The following is a 16,548-nucleotide window of genomic DNA, read 5'->3' on the forward strand; positions in this document are numbered from 1 at the left end:
GTCGAAGCTCTCATGCCAGTTATACGGGCCGACCCACCCCGCGGGATTCATCGAATCAGGACCGCTTGTGCGACTGCATGTGGGATCAACGACCAGCTTGGACCGACTCGGGCAGCAGTTCGTCGGCGGCCGTACGAGCCGCCTCGATCGCTTCGTTCGACGCGCCGCACACTCGTAAACATGCGGCCGCCACGTTCTGAAGTTCGCGCTCGGTGACGACCCGCTTCTCGGCACGGGTGCCAATGACGCTCTCCACGAGCTCCATGACGATCCCGCCCAGTTGAGACCTGCCCACCGTGGCGGTCACTACCTCGGACGCGCACGAGACGGCAAGCGACCTGTAGACCTCTCGCAGCTCGCCCCGCGCGTTGGCGTACTCCCGAGCTTCCGGAGTCTGGGCAACGTCCGGGCACCGGGGCAGCATCCCGATGTTGTGCATGAGCCCGGCGAGGGACTTGGCGTCGTGGAGGGCGAGGAGGTAGAGCGCTGCCTCGGGACTCTCGATCTGGTCGAGGTCTACGACCCTGTCCAACGCTGGACGGATGGTCATCTGCAGCAGCTCGCCGAGGATCGCGGGCTTGCCGGCGAAGTGGTAGTAGAGGCTCGCCTGACGCATCCCCACCGCGTCGGCGATGTCGCGGGTGGAGGTCCCGGCATAGCTCCCGGCGACGAACAGCCGTGCCGCCACGGCAAGGATCTGGTCCTTCGGATCGGCCGCGGTATCAGCGGCCGGGATGTGCCGGGGTCGTCCCGGGCGAGGGCGTCGATTCTCTGCGGAACTCATGGTGCTCCGTCGCAGTTGTTGGCGAGTTGGATCCCGGGACGACCGCTTACGGAGGAGACCCTTCAGTCGCCCCGGGCTCTCTCAGTTTCGATCGACTCGCGGGGACGACAACACCTCGCTATAGGGACATTGAGGGACACTCATGACAGAGTTCTGGCATGGGTAATGTCCGCCTTCGCAGTGCGATGAACGCGCTCGGGCTCTCACCTGCTCGCCTCGGCGCTCTGGTCGAAGTCGATGCCAAGACAGTCGAGCGCTGGATCACTCAAGATCGGATCCCTCGACCCAAAGCGCGAGCCCGGGTCGCCGCCGAACTGGGCAAGGACGAGACGTACTTCTGGCCTGTCCTTCTCGGCACCGACCATGCCGTCAACCCAACTACGTCAGAGATCACCCGGATCTGGCCCACTCGCTCATCCGTGCCCCCGGAGGTGTGGCAAAGGCACTTGGACAACGCACGTGAGCGCATCGACGTCCTTGTCTACGCCGCCATGTTCCTCACCGATACCCACCGGCTTCCTGAGACGCTCGCCCGCCTGAGCAATGCCGGCGGCAGGGCACGCGTCCTCTTGGGTGATCCGACGAGCGATGTCCTGGTGCAGCGTGGGCTCGGTGAAGGGATGCCGAACGTCCCCGGTAGGGCAGCTTCCGCGTACGAGTTCCTCGCAGCGTCCGCGTCGCTGCCCGGTGTCGAGATCCGCCTACATGACACGACCCTGTACGCCTCGCTGTACCGATTCGATCAGACCCTGCTTGTCAACGTCCATAGCCACGGACTTCCGGCAAAGGACTCCCCTGTTCTCGAACTGGCCGATGTTCCTGGTGGTCACCTGCACAGCTACTACATGGGCGCCTTCGACCGCGTATGGAGCAGCGCTCGACGCCCTGAATAGGCTGGACGCCATGCCTCGGACCGACTGGCACGACGACCCAGCAGCCCCACCCGTGAACAGCATGAAGCCAGCAGCAGCAGCCTTCGTCGAACGCGATGGCGAGATCCTGCTCATCCAGCGCAGCGACAACGGCAAGTGGTCCATGCCTGGCGGCACCATGGAGTACGGCGAGAGCATGACCACCTGTGTGGTCCGGGAAACGCTGGAAGAGACTGGCATCCAAATCGAGTGCACCGGCCTTGTCGGCGTCTTCACCGATCCACTCCATCGGATCGAGTACGACAACGGCGAAGTCCGGCAACAGTTCGCCATCGTCTACCGAGCCGACTATGTCGCCGGAGAGCCGACCCGCAGCCCCGAGAGCCCGCGGGTCGAGTGGATTCCACGGACAGACACCCCCGGACTCACCATGGATCCGAGCCAGCGCATGCGACTCGACTGGGCGATGGAACATCCCGACACGGTTCGACTCGACCCCGCCTAGCCCGGACGTGTTGTGAGCGCGGCATCGATGCGCAGCGCGAACCTCGACGTGCTGCGAGAGGCAGCTTCGCAGGTCGGGCTGAACGCAGAGAACGCCCACTTGCTGAGGAACGGCTCCAACGCGATCTATCTGTTGCCGAGTGCCGGGGTCGTGGCCCGCGTCGGACGCCCCGGAACAGCCGAGAATGGCGCCCGCCAGGTGCAGATCGCGTCATGGCTGTCCGCCGGCGGGATCGAGGCAAACCTCCCGATCGACGGCCTGGATCTCGTCGTTGTCGCCGAGCGACCCGTGACCTGGTGGACACCGATCCCCGCGCACCGCCACGCCACACCGGCAGAACTGGGCGCCGTACTCCGCAAGCTCCACGCCCTCCAGGTGCCCCCCACCATCGACCTGCCAAACCTCGACATGATCAGGTACGTCGGCGAGCGCATCACATCAGCCCGATCGCTCCCAGCCTCCGACCGTGAATGGCTCCAGGGCCGCCTCATCGGTCTCGACGCCGGCCTCACATCCACAGTCGCCCTCCGATCCCGACATGTCGTTCACGGCGACGCATGGCAAGGCAACCTGGTGGTACCCGACGGCGGCCAACCGATCCTTCTCGACTTCGACAACGTCTCAATCGGACACCCAGCCTGGGACTTGATCCCACTCGCCGTCGACCACGAAGACTTCGCCCGCATCGACAGCGACGCCTACGCCGCCTTCGTAACCGCCTACGGCAGCTACGACGTACGCGACGAACCCTGGTTCCGAACCCTCGCCGATCTACAAGAGCTGCGTTGGACCGCGTTCGCCGCCGGCAAAGCAGCAACCAGCCCAGAGGCAGCGGCCGAGGCCTCCCATCGGCTCGCATGCCTACGAGGAGAGATCCCGCGGCCCTGGAAGTGGTCTGCCCTCTGAACGAGGCAGATTCCCGTCAAGTAGCCAGCTAGGCGCCTGACGATACTCAGCGCACAGCGTCGGGATGTGCGGCGACCAAGTCCCACCCTGTCCGCCGACACAGCATCTCCGACCGGCCGCCTACTGACGGTCGCCGACCTCGACATCCTGGCGACCGCGCCACAACTACGAAGTGCCCACGACCATGATCTGCGTCCACAGCGACGTGTCATTCCGCCCAGAATGACGTGACGAAAGTTGATCGCGAGTTAGCGGGCGGGCACGGCGATCGGTGCGAACATCCCGCGCGGCAAGTGGCGCCCCACTAGAGTGCTGAACCAGCAACGGTTGACGGCGCAGAAAGGGTGCTCTGGGTGACTGCTTCGACGTCAGGGGTAGTCCTCTCAGACCTACCCGAGCCCGTAGCCTGCCCGCCACTCGCTCTCGCTGGACCTCCGGTTCCGCCTGCTCATCGCATCTTCTTCTACTCCAGTGGTGAGTGGGAGGAGTTCATCAAGGAGTGGGCCCTCGGACTAGAGGAGACCTACGTTCAGGTCAAGCGGCTCGGCGGGAGTGGCGACGAGGGCATCGATGTCGCCGGGTTCAAGTCCGAACAGCAGTTGGAAGGGCCATGGGACTGCTTCCAAGGCAAGCATTATGCTGACCCGATTGGGCCCTCAGACGCATGGCCAGAAATTCTCAAGGTCTTCCTACATGTGGTCGCCAGCGACTATGTCATGCCAGATACATACAGATTCCTAGCACCGAAGGGCTGTAGTACGACGCTAAACCGGTTGCTGAGCAAACCGTCGAAACTGCGAACGAAGTTCCTCGAGGCGGTGGCGGACGGCCACTCCTTGGTGAAGGGCATCGATGCGGAGATATTGGGCCGGGTGCGTGGCCTTGCGCAGGAAACCGACTTCTCGCTGTTTAGATCCGTGGAACTGCACGAGGCGCTTGACACGCACAAGAAGACCCCGCACCACATAGCGCGTTTCGGCGGCGTACACCTGCCCACACCATCGGCCTTCTCTGAGCCGCCAGATGAGTTCGGAGAGCATGAGGCCACCTTCATCTCGGAGTTGCGCAAGGTCTATGCAGAGAGCTGCACAGATGACCTCTCCGACGCGAGCGCGCTCGGAGCGCACCCGACGTTTGGCGCGCACTTCAAACGGCAGAGGTACTCGTTCTACGCCGCTGAGTCTGTACGGATGGACGCCCGCGACGCGGTACCCGACGGCACCTTCGAGAGACTTCAGAATGACGTATATGACGGCGTGATTGAGACCGCTGCGGCGCAGCACGACTCGGGCATGACGCGTCTAACGGCCGTGCTTGAGCACTCGACGGTGGTCGACCTGAGTTCGCATCCCTTGGTGTCATGGGCGGCCCCCCAGGCCAGGAGAGGCATCTGCCACCAGTTGGCCAACGACGAACGCCTGACCTGGACCCCCAAGGAACAGTCGTGAACCCGCTCAACAGCCCTCTCGAAGTCGGCCTGCGGGTTCTGATGCTGCTGCAGGAGGTATTTCCGCAGCATTTGGACCTGAATCAGCTTGTTCTTCTCGACCACTCACTGCTGCACAGTGCCGACCTCGGGGGGCCAGATAGCCTTCATCCGGCCGCCCCGATTCGTGCCGGTGAACTCGGCGTCAAGCGCGAGGCGATCGAGGCAGGCTTGGAGGTCATGGTTCGGGCCGAGCTCGCGCAGGCTGGCGTGGGTGACAGCGGTATCGAGTTCTGGGCAAGCGAGTCCGCGGACGGATTCACCAATCTTCTGGAGACGGCGTACGCGAGCCAACTCCACCTCCGAGCCACCTGGGTCGTGGACTACTTCGGCACGCTTGACGAGCAGTCGCTCCGCTCGGCGCTGTCGTCGGTCGTGACGCACTGGTCGGAAGAATTCACGCCGCTTGTCGAGGAAGAGTTGTACTGAACATGCTCCAGTTGAGACTCCTTCACCTGACCTTCATCGGTGCGAACGTCGAGCCTGCGAGTGTCGCGTTCGGCCCGGCAGTGACGGTCGTGCGCGGCCCATCGGATACCGGCAAGTCGTTCATCGTCGATGCCATCGACTTTATGCTTGGCGCGAACGCACTAAAGGAAATTCCCGAACGCGCGGGCTACTCGACGGTGCTGCTTGGGCTCGAGTTGCCGGACACGACCGTGGTCACCCTGAGGCGGTCGGTCGACGGCGGAAACTTCGGAATCTATTACTCGGATGTCCGCGAGGTTCCGCTCGGTGTTCCAGACGACACGTTGGCAGCGAAACACAACCCGGTTGCGATAGGAAACGTCTCTCGTTACCTGCTGAACGCGATCGGGCTCGACGGGCGCAAAGTTCGGAAGAACGCGCGGAACGAGACGGACAGCTTGAGTTTCCGCAACGTTGCCCACCTGTGCGTAGTCGACGAGACTCAGATGCAAGCCGAAGTGCCGCCAGCGCTGACCGGCAGTTACGTCACGAAGACAAAGGAAATGTCCGTCCTGAAGGTGTTCCTTCAGGACGAGGATGACTCAAGTCTGATTGCGGTCGAGTCGAAGTCTGAGTTGGCGAAGCTCAGCAAAGCCAAGGTAGACGTTGTTGACCGGCTGCTTCGTGAACTCGAGACGCAGCTTTCCGATACACCCGATGCCTCTGAACTGCGAGATCAGTTGGCCAGGCTCAACGCCTCGATTGACCGGCAGAGTGGCTCCGTCAGCCAACTGGTTGAGCGCCGCGCCGTCGTCACAAAACAACTCGGCGACCAGCAGAAGCAGGTAACTGCCTACGAGGCGGAGTGGAGCGACACGCACGCGCTCAAGAACCGGTTCGAGATCCTTAGCCGGCGGTATGCCTCGGACCTCGCTCGCCTCGCCACGGTTCGGGAGACCGGCGTGCTGCTCGGCTACTTCACGGCCGGCACCTGTGTCTTCTGTGGCGCCGAGCCAGCGCATCAACACAAGAACACTGCGTGCGAGGGAGACACGACCAGTTTTGGCGCCGCGGTCGATGAGCAAACCCGGCGCACCCGTGCTCTTGCTGATGACCTTCAAGCCACAATCGCCGATGTCAGCGACCGGCGGCGTGAACTCCGACGACTCGCCGCCCGGGCGAAAGCATCGTGCGAGGAACTCGAGTCGAGCCTGGCTAACCTTGAGGAGTCGCTGGCCTCGGACAAAGGCGAGCTCAAGGAACTCGTGGGCAAGCGGGCATCTATCGAGCGGTCCCTGAGTCTTTATGACCAGGTGGAGTCGCTTGAAAAGATGAAGCGCATTGTCGTGGACGAGTCGACCGCTGAGACGGCTGCTGTTGCGGCGAGCGTGAGCTTGCGGGCTCAGCGCGAGTTCTCAGCCGAGTTGGCAGAGCGCCTCGCAGCGTGGGGATTCCCCACGCCGAACGAAGTGCGATACGACGCATCGTCGCAGGACGTCGTAGCAAGGGATCAGTTGAGGTCGTCACACGGCAAGGGTGTTCGCGCCATCCTCCACGCAGCGTTCACGCTCAGCCTGGCCAAGTACTGCGCTGATCGGGAGATTCCACACCCGGGTTTCGTGGTGCTTGATACGCCGGTGCTGACCTACCGACCACCTGACCAAGACCCTTTAGTCGACGGCGAGCCGCCCCGACACGTCGTCGATGGGTTCTATCGCGATATCCAGCGGCAGGCGACAGGGCAAGTCATCGTCATGGAGAACACCGACCCGGACGAACCGCTGGACGAACAGACGGTAGAGATCGTCTTCACGGCCCGGGACTACGGCAGGTACGGATTCTTCCCGGTCGGCGGACTCCGAGGCGCGACGATGCAGAGCGGCCCCCGCACCTGAATCACGAACCGCGTCATTTCGCCGCGTCGAATGCATTCGGATCCCGAGATCCGAGCGCGGCACGGTACACAACTCCGCCCACCATGACGCTCAACCGGATGACACTGGATGACCGGCTGGCGCGTCACCGTCTACGGCAACCGTGTGGGCTCGCGAAACGCAGATCATCTGCGAGAATCTTGCTCTGTGATGGGAGTAGATCTGCTGGCACCGTATGGACGCAATGAGCCATGCTGGTGCGGTTCGCGTCGAAAGTACAAGGCCTGTCACGGGATGCAGCGGCCACCCTCACAGCCGGGGGCCCCTCTGCCGCCAGACCACGAAGGAAGCAGGTTCTTGAGTCCATCGACGTCGATAGAGATGGACGCGATGATCGACTCAATGCCCGCTGGGACTGCATTTACGATGCCGCCGACGGGCCCGACTCCAACGTCGATCTCGTACACGAACTGGGAGGCCGATCTCGCGGGAGCGTTGAACGGTGGCGAGGACGCGCTCAGCGTGGAGGCACTCGGAGGCCTGCGAGTAGAGGTCCTGCGTCGGCTGGCGGGGATGCCAGCCAGCGACGATCCGCCATCTGACGACATCGCAGAGGCCGTATTCCAGCTCGCCGCAGAGACGGTTCGAACGGTGGCTCAGGTAGCGAACAGGACTCCGCGACCAGCAATGCTGTGGAACCAAGAACTCAATGTTACGAAGTTCCTCGGACGTACGCTGCTGCTCGCCGACCATGTGTTGTACCCGGACCATGTGTTCATTACTTTGCGCGGCAAGCCGACAGTTCGTAGGTTGAGGGAGGTCGCATCGGCCGAGCTTGTGAACGCCGAACTGCTCGCTGGCGGTATCGCGATCCCGGTCCCCGACGGCGTGGCGATGGCGTCCCAGGGGCCAACGGCTCAGGAGCTGACCGCGAAGGACTTAAGCGTCCCCGCGTTGGTGGCATGGGTTCGTAGCCAACTAATCGTGGAGGGACCGACAGCACGCGAGGCGCTGTTCGTCCGCGCCGCGGACGACCTGGCCCATGAGGCTGCCAATTTCTGGCTGCATGGACATATCGACCGGAACTCGCTCGACAGTGACAGCGGCAGTTTCACGACGCTGATGCTGCAGCCATACGACCCATCGTTCAACTATGTGCCGTGGATTAGCCAGGTGATGGACTCGGCCGTCGGGGCGCTGGTGCAACGCACGAACGAGCGTGTGGTCGCAGCGGACGTGTTCGGCTCGGAGTATGTGTCGGCGTCGCTGTTCGAAGCACGGCTCCTCCGCACTAGAGAACGCGATGCGCGGATGAGCCGATCACAGGCTGCACTGTGGGCTGACATCCCGGAGTTGCCCTCACTGGGCAGCCCGGATCTAGTGAATCTGTTGAAGAACGAAGACGCAATCGAAGACCTACGGCGTCAGGTACGCGCCTCCCTGAAGACCGCCAGAACCGATAGCGACAGGATCGACGCGATTACAGAACTGACTCATCAGCTGGAGGCCTCATCCCACAAGCTTCAGAAGACGGCGCGCAGTGATCGCGCATGGCAGGCGGTTATCCCGGGCGGTCTATCTGGAGCTGCCTTGATCGTCGGCGGCGTCAGCGGAGGCCTGTTGGGTGCGGGGATGGGTGCCGTAGGCACCCTAGCGACGCTCGCTCCGTACTTGAGCACTCGTCTCAGCAAGAGGCGCGAAGCCGCGTACCTATTCGTCGCTGCCCGGCGAGCCCGAAAATAGCCACCACCTCAAGCTAGGGCCTCGACGGCGACTGCTGACTATTCCCGCCCCATTGTTTCACGACGGATCGCCGTCAGGCCCGGCGTCGGCCTCCTTCACGCTCGAGTCAGTCGTATGCTCCGCAGTCATCCCCGTGCTCTTTACATACTTAGCAGCGAACCGCCGCCGGCGAGCCCAACTCGTGTCGGCCCACGTCTCGTGCTCGTTGTGGTCAGTCGAATCCGCCGCCACACCTGTGACCTTGGTGAACAGTTCACCGGCAAACGCCGCACTCGATGGAGCCGCACCCACAGGGCCACCCACAATATATGCGAAACTAACGAACCGGGCCGCGACATCTGCGACCGTAAATTCCTCGGCCGCGAGGCCAGCCTGAAGCTCCGCCTGCAGTTCCGGGAGCCGGCCGGCGTCATGGACCACCGAGTAGAGAAACGAACCACCGATGTCGGTATCACCGTCATCCCCCAACCGAAGGTCGGCGACCAGCAAGGGGATCAGCCGGTCGGCCTCATGGGTCAGCGCGGCCAGAAGCGCTTCGCGGGTGTCATTGTCGACGCCGTCCAAAGAGCCTGAAGCGGCCGAGACGACATGGGCGCGCCGCCTAGTCCTGGTGCACACCTCAAGGGCTGCGTCGACCCCCGTATTCGGGTCGGCGTCCAGAAGACGACGCAGCAAGTTTGCCATCCAGTACGTGGTCTGCTCGAGGGCTGAGGTCCAGGAGCCGGGGCGATCCGGAAGTTCGTTGACCAAGGCCATTCCAGCTGCCAGGAGCTCCACGCTGGCGGGGCCCTCAGGTGCTTGGTCTCGCATCCACTGTTGGCCGATATCGGGGTAGCGAACGCGAATCTTGCTTAGAGCGAGGGTGACCTGCTCGTCGTCCTCAGCGAGGATAAGGGTGCGGAGAACTTCGGAGTTCCCGGCGGCGGCCTCGGCCAGCGCGCGGGCAATTACCGCATCAGGAATGTCGCCCTCGGGGATCGACTGAGCGAGGTAGCGATCGAAGTAATCGGGGTGCGCGAACCGGCCTGCAGCGGCGCGCGCCGGGTTCCTCTCGGCTACGGCGGGGAACAATGCCTCGAGGGCGGCGCGGGCGTCCTGACGGTCCTGAACATCCTCGACCTTTTGGAGCAACTCGTCCCAGTTCGGGCCGGATTCGTTGCGGCTGGGATAGCTGATCCAGTCCGTCGCGCCGCGGGTGAGCTCGGTTCTCCAACGTTGCAGTTGCGCGAACAGGTCGGGGAACTGCACCCGAAGGAATGTAGCCAGAATGAGGTCGAGATCGTTCATCTCATTGAGGTCGTGAATCCGGAACTGTTCGCGAACCTGGGCAAGAAACCGTTCGATGGCTCGCGGGGTGGCCAGTTGGGAGGGCATCGTCGTGAGGACGATGCGGCCGAAGCGAGGCTTGTCGAAACCCCTCTCGACCCGTTCGGGTGTGATGATCTCAGTAAGCCCAGCGTCGAGCATCTTGACAATCTTGCCTGTGAGCAGCGGCGGCATGCTCAGCGGATACTGGACTATCTTCTCCATGAAGGCCCGTGCCCGTGCAGTGGAGACCGTCCCGCGAGCAGGGTCCTGAAGGGTCTCAACGAGGGTCTGCTCGTCATAAGCGAGCAGAAAGTCGACGCCCGGGAATCGACCGAGCAACCGGACAACCCTGAGCAGATCCAGCAACTCGACCGGCTGCAGCCGGTCGATGTCGTCGACGACAATCAGAATCGGCGTCCCGAGCTGGCGAAGTGCATCGGCGACCTCTGCGAATGCGATGTTCCACGGCTTGCGGAGGCGTGCCTCGACCGTGCGGCTGGCCTCGACCAGACCATTGCCGACACCCGGGATGAGCGCGGCGATCGGACGGGCGATCTCGGCGTATCCGGTGATCTTGTCACGCAGTCCCTGTGCCGCGCCGGCCTCCGGGACCGCTGCCGTGAGGGCTGCAAAAAACTCTGCGAGAAGCGCCTCCGATCCCGACGTTGCCCACGGCGTGAAAGGCACGACTCGCCAACCATCTTCCTTCACCCCGTCCCCCGCGCCATCGGTCGAACTCTTGGCTGGGACCAGGAACGCGGTGATCATCGTGATCACCGACGACTTACCACTCCCCCACGGCCCTTCCAACCCGTAGACGACACTCGAATCCACCGTGTGCGTCTCGGCGATCAGCCGCGCCGCATGCTTAGCGAACGAAGCACGGCCGAGCCGGTCCTGGTCGAGCGAACTAATAGGGTCGTCGTGCCAGCCCGGTCCCCGGCTCGACAAAATGCTCGAGTCGGCGTTCGGCCCACGCGATAGGCGCCCAGGGTCTAGATGTGCGGTCGGCTGCCGGTCGATGGTCACGACACGGAGTCTAAAGCTCGGCGCCGACAACCCAGATCGAGCGCAAACCGCCTGAGCCTCGTGACGCCGTCGCGACTCGGCGCTGATCAGTGCGTCATATCGGCGCCAGTGGGGCGCACCAACTGTGTCGAGGCTTGAGGCTGTGGTGGACGGAAGTGCGAGTGGCCGATGCTGCACCGATCGGCTGGAGCGCTGCGGACACCGGATAGCGACCGGCTGTGGACGCGACGAGCCCGAGACACATGGCCCTTTCAGAACCGCTTCCCACATCCGCCAGTCCCAGATCGTCACCTCCGATGCGATGCGTCGGACGATGGGCTCGTCTGCTCGGGCGTCGTCGTGGTGACAGCCCTCAGCGCCGACGCGACACCGGCCGAGGCACGTCAGGCACACTGCAGGAGTGTCCGACCCTCTGCGCAATCTGCTCGCCGCGCCGCCCGATCTCCCGGTCACCGCCGGCTTGGCCGCGCTCGACCAGGCGCTTCGTGCCCGCGGAGCTGCGGTGGTCCACGCACCGCCGGGCACCGGCAAGACGACCTTGGTCCCGCCCGCGGTCGCCGAGGTTGTCGCCGGACGGGTCGTCGTCACGCAACCCAGCCGCATCGCAGCCCGTGCTGCTGCCCGTCGGCTGGCGCACCTGCTGGGGGAACCGGTTGGTGAGACGGTCGGATACTCCGTGCGCGGAGACCGGCGCAACAGTCGACGTACCCGTGTCGAGATCGTCACGACCGGCCTGCTGCTCCGGCGGATCCAGCACGATCCCGAGCTGGCCGGGGTCGGGGCCGTCGTGCTCGACGAAGTGCACGAGCGCCACCTCGACGCCGACCTGACCTTGGCGCTGCTCATCGACGTACGGGCCCACCTGCGTGAGGACCTGTCCCTGGTGGCGATGTCGGCCACCATCGAGGCCGAACGGACCGCCGCCCTGCTCGGTGGGGCCGAGACCGCTCCGGTGATCCGCGTCCCGGGTGCTCTGCACCCGGTCCGAGCGGTCTGGTGCCCGGCGCCTGCGGGGGTACGCCGCACCGACGAGCGGGGCATCACCCCGGCCTTCCACGACCATGTCGCAGCGACCGTACGTCGTGCGCTCGCCGAGCACGAGGGTGACGTCCTGGTCTTCGTGCCGGGTGTCGCGGAGGTCGAGGCGACCGTACGCCGCCTTGCCGGCGTGGACGCGTCCGTCCACGCCCTGCACGGACGTCTGTCCGGCGCCGAGCAGGATCGTGCGCTCAGCGAAGGCCCGCGCCGACGAGTGATCGTCTCGACCGCGGTCGCCGAGTCCTCGCTGACCGTACCTGGGGTACGTGTCGTGGTGGATGCCGGATTCTCGCGCGAGCCACGCACCGACCACCGTCGCGGACTGGCTTCCCTGGTCACCGTCGCGGTGAGCCGGGCAGCAGCCGAGCAGCGGGCGGGTCGGGCCGGACGGCTGGGGCCGGGCGCCGTGCTGCGTTGTTGGTCCGAGGCGGAGCACGCACATCTGGCCGCTCACCCGGAGCCCGAGATCGCGACTGCCGACCTGACTGCCTTCGCCCTGGAGGTGGCGTGCTGGGGCAGTGACCACGTGCACGACCTGGCGCTCCTCGACCAGCCACCAGCGCATGCGTTGTCGGCAGCCAAGGAGGTGCTGGTGGATCTGGGGGCGATGACCGAGGAAGGGAGAGCCACCCCGCGGGGCCGGGTGATCGCCGGCGTACCGGCCGATCCCAGGCTGGCGCGTGCCCTCATCGACGGGGCTGGTCTCGTCGGGGCCAGGCGCGCTTCAGAGGTGGTCGCGATGCTGAGCGAGGACGTACGCGCTCCCGGCGGCGACCTGGTTGCCGCGCTCCGGTCGCTCCGTGGCAACCAGCGTGCGGGCTCGTGGCGCAGCCAGGCCACCCGCCTGGAGACGATCGTCGAGAAGCAGGGCACCACGGGTGGACGGAGCAACGCGTCGGACCATTCCCGAGCAGCCCGCGCACTCACCGATGACGTGGCGGTGGGCCTGGTGGTGGCCCTGGCGCATCCGGACCGGATCGCGCGCAAGCGTTCGAGCTCCGCGAGCTACCTGATGGCGTCCGGGACGGGCGCGGCGCTCGATCCGCGTGCCCCGGGGCCCTTGGACGGGCTGGAGTGGCTCGCGGTCGGAGACGCGGAGCGGCGGCCCGGGCAGCGTGAAGCCTGGATCCGAGCGGCGGCCCCGCTCACCGAGGACCTCGCGCTCGAGGCGGCCGGGTCCCTGTGGACCGAGGTGGACGAGGTCACCTGGACCGGAGGGCGGGTGCTGGCTCGCCGACGTACGCTGCTGGGCGCCATCGAGCTCCGCTCCGTGCCGCTAAGCGATCCACCGGCCCACGCCGTGACCGACGCGATCCGAGAGGCGGTGGCGAGGGAGGGAATCGCCCTCTTCGCCTGGCCGGACGCGGCCACGGCGCTGCGCGCCCGCCTCGACTTCCTGCACCGTGCGCTCGGTGACCCGTGGCCCGATGTGAGCGACGCGGCGCTGACGCAGAACCTCCAGTCGTGGCTCGGGCCGCAGCTGGCGCGGGTTCGCTCGGCCCAGGATCTTCGTCGCGTCGACGTGGCAGCCGCGCTGCGGGCGATGGTGCCGTGGCCGCAGGCAGGCAGGCTCGACGATCTGGCTCCCGAGCGAGTGCAGGTCCCCAGCGGGTCGAGCGTGCGGATCGACTACTCCGCCGAGCAACCGGTGCTCGCTGTGCGAATCCAAGAGGTCTTCGGCTGGACCGCAGCACCGGTCCTCGCGGACGGCCGGGTCCCGCTCCTGCTGCATCTGCTCTCCCCCGCGCGACGCCCAGCAGCCGTCACGGCAGACCTGGAGTCCTTCTGGGACACCGGCTACCCCGGCGTTCGTGCTGATCTGCGCGGGCGCTATCCCAAGCACGCCTGGCCGGAGGACCCCCGCAGCGCACCAGCCACCGCGCGTACGAACAACCCCCGCCGCCGAAGGTGAGCAGCGGGTCGACTCGCCGGCCGACGTGGGCGAGCCATCTCTGCACATGCAGGAGACCTCGATAGCGTCTGGGTGTGGCCAGTCCTCGCCGATCCAGTGCTCGTCGCCGCAGTGGGCGTCCGCGCCGGAGCGGGACGCGACATCCGAAGCGGCCGTTGCCGGCCGTCGGCCCGGGCGAGCGGCTGTGGGTGCTCGACGTCCCTTACGGCACCCAGGTCGAGGGCGCCACGTGGCACCCGGAAGTCAAGACCCACCTGTACGTCGGGCGCGTGCTGCCGACGCACCTCGCGCCCTACGCGCCGGGTCCCTACACGCTCGGTCGGTTCATCGAGAGCACCCTCAATCCCGACATGCCGACGCAGAGCCTCGAGCCGACCGACGCGCTCGAGCCGCGGCAGATTCAGTACGAGGCTGCTGACGCCATCGCGGCGCGCGCTGCGGCGGGTGGACGGCAGTTCCTGCTGGCCGATGAGCCCGGCGTGGGTAAGACGATCTCCGCGGTTCTCGGGGCGACAGCGGTGGGCGACCTCCGCGGTGCGCGACGGGTGCTGGTCGTGGCCGACCGTCCTGCCGCGATCACGATCGGCCACTGGTGCCGCACGATCGCCGCGCTGGGCGACGGCGGTCTCGAATGGGTCGTGATCACGTGGGACCGCCTGGAGAAGGTCAAGGATCACGCGTGGGACGTGATCATCGCGGACGAGGCACACGCGCTGCGACGTACGACGACGAAGCGGTGGAAGCTCTGGGCGCGGATCTCGGGCCACGGGCGGCCGCACGACAAGGCGCCCTTCGTCATCGCGACGACCGCGACGCCCGGGCACACGCCGCTCGACCTGCCCTACCTCGCCCCGGCCTATGCGCAGGTCCTCGGCGAGCCGATGCAGGAGTGGACCTCGGCGACCCAGCCCGGTGCAACGTTCGCCACCGCGCTCGAGCGCAACGGCGTCGGGGTCGAGCGGGGACGCTACGGCGCAACCTGGACCGCCGACCCGGCGCGCCGCGCCGCCGACCTCAAGCTGGTACGCGGCTGGCTCGAGGACGAGCGGCCGCCCGCGATGCTGCACCGCGCGGCGCCCTGGGGACCGGTGCCGATCTCCGGCATGCCGGTGGCACTCACGCCGTCGGAGCGGGCTGCGTACGAGGCCGAATGGGGAGAGTTCTGCCGCGAGATGGACATCGCCCGGCGTGGCCGCAACGTCGCGAAAGGGCGGGCAGCGCTGCTGCGCTTCCGGCAGAAGGCCGGGCTGATACGCGTCGACTCCACGGTCGCCTGGATCCTCCAGCAGGTCGAGGCCGAGCGACAGGTGGCCTGCTCGGTCGAGTTCGTCGCGACCGCCGCCGACCCGATCGCCGACCGGCTGCGTGACTCCGGCCTCGACGTCGCCACGATCTATGGCCGCGACCGGTTCGACGCAGAGGCCGAGCGGCTCCGGTTCCAGACCGGACAGGCGAAGGTCTGCGTCTTCACCACGGTCGCCTCGATCAGCCTGCACGCCGGCGAGACCCTCGCCGACGGCCGCCGGGCGAGCACCGAGCCGCGGGTCGGCGTCTTCCACCAGGCCCGCTTCTCGGGCATCGCAGGACGGCAGGTGACCGGCCGCACCCACCGCGACCACCAGCTCTCGCCGTGGCACATCGCGTACGCCGAGGGCACCGTCGAGGAGCAGGTCGGCAGGGTGATGGTCGAGCGGATCGCTGCGGCCTCTGCCACGGTGGGAAGCGACACCACGGGCCTCACTGCCCTCGCCCAGCTCCTCGGCGCCGACTGGCTTCCCTCCGCCACCCTGACCGAGGACGGCGCCTGACCTCTCGGCTCATGCAAGGCGCACCGGCACCGTGGAGAACCCCTTGGCGGTGGCGCGTCACTCCGCCGCGAGCGGACCTCCAAAGAGATCTCCATCAGCACAGACGAATGTCGGCCAGCCCGACGGGGCCGAGAACCACAGCTTGGGTATGGCATCGCTGCGCCCCGAGGAGTAGACAGGGAAGACCGGCGGTGCCGGTCCGGGCACTGCCCTGTCTCAGAAAGGAGCGGGCTGTGTACGCACGTTCCACTACGTTCCACGGGAGTCCCGGCAACATCGACGCGGGCATAGCTTTCGTCAAGAACGAGGTCGGGCCCATGCTCGACAGCGTCGAGGGCTGTCGCGGCCTCTCGATGCTGGTCGACCGCGAGACCGGTCAGTGCATCGCAACAAGTTCGTGGGAGGACGAGGCGGCCATGCGCGCCAGCGATGAGCAGCTTCGCCCGCTACGCGATCGGGGGAAGGACATCCTCGGCGGCTCCATGCAGGTCGACGAGTGGGAGATCGTCGTCATGCACCGTAGCCAGCACGGCGAGTGCGCCCGAGTCAGCTGGCTGCATGGTGACCTCGACGCCATGGCCGAGACCTTCCGGGTCGGGATCCTTCCCGAGCTCGAGCAGACCGCTGGATTCTGCAGCGCCAGCCTGCTGGCGAACCGGTCCTCCGGCCTGGGTTGCGCCACCACGGCCTGGGAGTCCCGCGCCGCGATGGAAGCCAGCCGCCCGGCGGCCGACGACATGCGCGGCCGAGCCGCGAGCGACGCGGGCGGCACGATCGTCGACGTGCACGAGTTCGACCTCGCGTACGCCCACCTGCACGTCCCCGAGATGGCCTGACGTCACGTCTCTTCGCCGAGCCCGCCTCTGACCGGGCTC

General features: G+C 66.1%; 12 protein-coding genes and 1 pseudogene. 11 read left to right on the forward strand and 2 right to left on the reverse strand.

The features are described from left to right. Positions 1–85: 85 nt before the first annotated feature. On the reverse strand, positions 86–688 hold the full coding sequence (locus ABZ796_RS09900) for a TetR/AcrR family transcriptional regulator (protein WP_357336545.1): 603 nt from the start codon (positions 686–688) through the stop codon (positions 86–88). Positions 689–942: 254 nt separating this feature from the next. Between ABZ796_RS09900 and ABZ796_RS09905 the strand changes: the two genes are divergently transcribed. The 8 genes and pseudogenes from ABZ796_RS09905 (at position 943) to ABZ796_RS09940 (ending at position 8,578) form a co-directional block, all read left to right on the forward strand. Continuing rightward, complete coding sequence (locus ABZ796_RS09905) at positions 943–1,677, forward strand: helix-turn-helix transcriptional regulator (RefSeq protein WP_357336547.1); 735 nt, start codon at positions 943–945, stop codon at positions 1,675–1,677. 61 nt (positions 1,678–1,738) lie between these two features. Continuing rightward, entirely contained in the window at positions 1,739–2,161 is a 423-nt protein-coding gene (locus ABZ796_RS09910) for an NUDIX domain-containing protein (RefSeq protein WP_357336674.1), read from the forward strand. Positions 2,162–2,188: 27 nt separating this feature from the next. Continuing rightward, positions 2,189–3,067 (forward strand): aminoglycoside phosphotransferase family protein, encoded by an 879-nt coding sequence (locus tag ABZ796_RS09915; protein WP_357336548.1) that lies wholly within the window; start codon positions 2,189–2,191, stop codon positions 3,065–3,067. Positions 3,068–3,420: 353 nt separating this feature from the next. Next, positions 3,421–4,515: an ABC-three component system protein gene (locus ABZ796_RS09920; RefSeq protein WP_357336550.1), complete on the forward strand. Its 1,095-nt coding sequence runs from the start codon at positions 3,421–3,423 to the stop codon at positions 4,513–4,515. Next, positions 4,512–4,982: an ABC-three component system middle component 2 gene (locus ABZ796_RS09925; RefSeq protein WP_357336552.1), complete on the forward strand. Its 471-nt coding sequence runs from the start codon at positions 4,512–4,514 to the stop codon at positions 4,980–4,982. The genes ABZ796_RS09920 and ABZ796_RS09925 overlap by 4 nt, the downstream gene beginning before the upstream one ends. A gap of 2 nt (positions 4,983–4,984) precedes the next feature. Continuing rightward, the gene (locus tag ABZ796_RS09930; RefSeq protein ID WP_357336554.1) at positions 4,985–6,856 is read left to right on the forward strand and encodes a hypothetical protein; all 1,872 of its coding nucleotides are present in this window, start codon (positions 4,985–4,987) and stop codon (positions 6,854–6,856) included. 189 nt (positions 6,857–7,045) lie between these two features. Continuing rightward, positions 7,046–7,129: pseudogene (locus ABZ796_RS09935) on the forward strand (SEC-C metal-binding domain-containing protein); the annotation flags it as partial. Positions 7,130–7,192: 63 nt separating this feature from the next. Then, the gene (locus ABZ796_RS09940) at positions 7,193–8,578 is read left to right on the forward strand and encodes a hypothetical protein (RefSeq protein WP_357336679.1); all 1,386 of its coding nucleotides are present in this window, start codon (positions 7,193–7,195) and stop codon (positions 8,576–8,578) included. A 57-nt stretch (positions 8,579–8,635) separates the two neighbouring features. Here ABZ796_RS09940 and ABZ796_RS09945 read toward each other — a convergent pair whose 3' ends face one another. After that, on the reverse strand, positions 8,636–10,915 hold the full coding sequence (locus ABZ796_RS09945) for a P-loop NTPase fold protein (protein ID WP_357336555.1): 2,280 nt from the start codon (positions 10,913–10,915) through the stop codon (positions 8,636–8,638). 400 nt (positions 10,916–11,315) lie between these two features. Between ABZ796_RS09945 and hrpB the strand changes: the two genes are divergently transcribed. From hrpB to ABZ796_RS09960, 3 genes are all read left to right on the forward strand, one after another. Further along, entirely contained in the window at positions 11,316–13,865 is a 2,550-nt protein-coding gene (gene hrpB, locus ABZ796_RS09950; RefSeq protein WP_357336557.1) for an ATP-dependent helicase HrpB, read from the forward strand. Between the two features lie 155 nt (positions 13,866–14,020). After that, positions 14,021–15,673 (forward strand): helicase, encoded by a 1,653-nt coding sequence (locus tag ABZ796_RS09955; protein ID WP_357336559.1) that lies wholly within the window; start codon positions 14,021–14,023, stop codon positions 15,671–15,673. 233 nt (positions 15,674–15,906) lie between these two features. Beyond that, positions 15,907–16,509 (forward strand): antibiotic biosynthesis monooxygenase, encoded by a 603-nt coding sequence (locus ABZ796_RS09960; protein ID WP_357336561.1) that lies wholly within the window; start codon positions 15,907–15,909, stop codon positions 16,507–16,509. Positions 16,510–16,548 lie beyond the last annotated feature (39 nt).

The sequence above is a fragment of the Nocardioides sp. NPDC047086 genome (genome assembly GCF_040643685.1).
In the GTDB taxonomy this organism is placed as follows: domain Bacteria; phylum Actinomycetota; class Actinomycetes; order Propionibacteriales; family Nocardioidaceae; genus Nocardioides.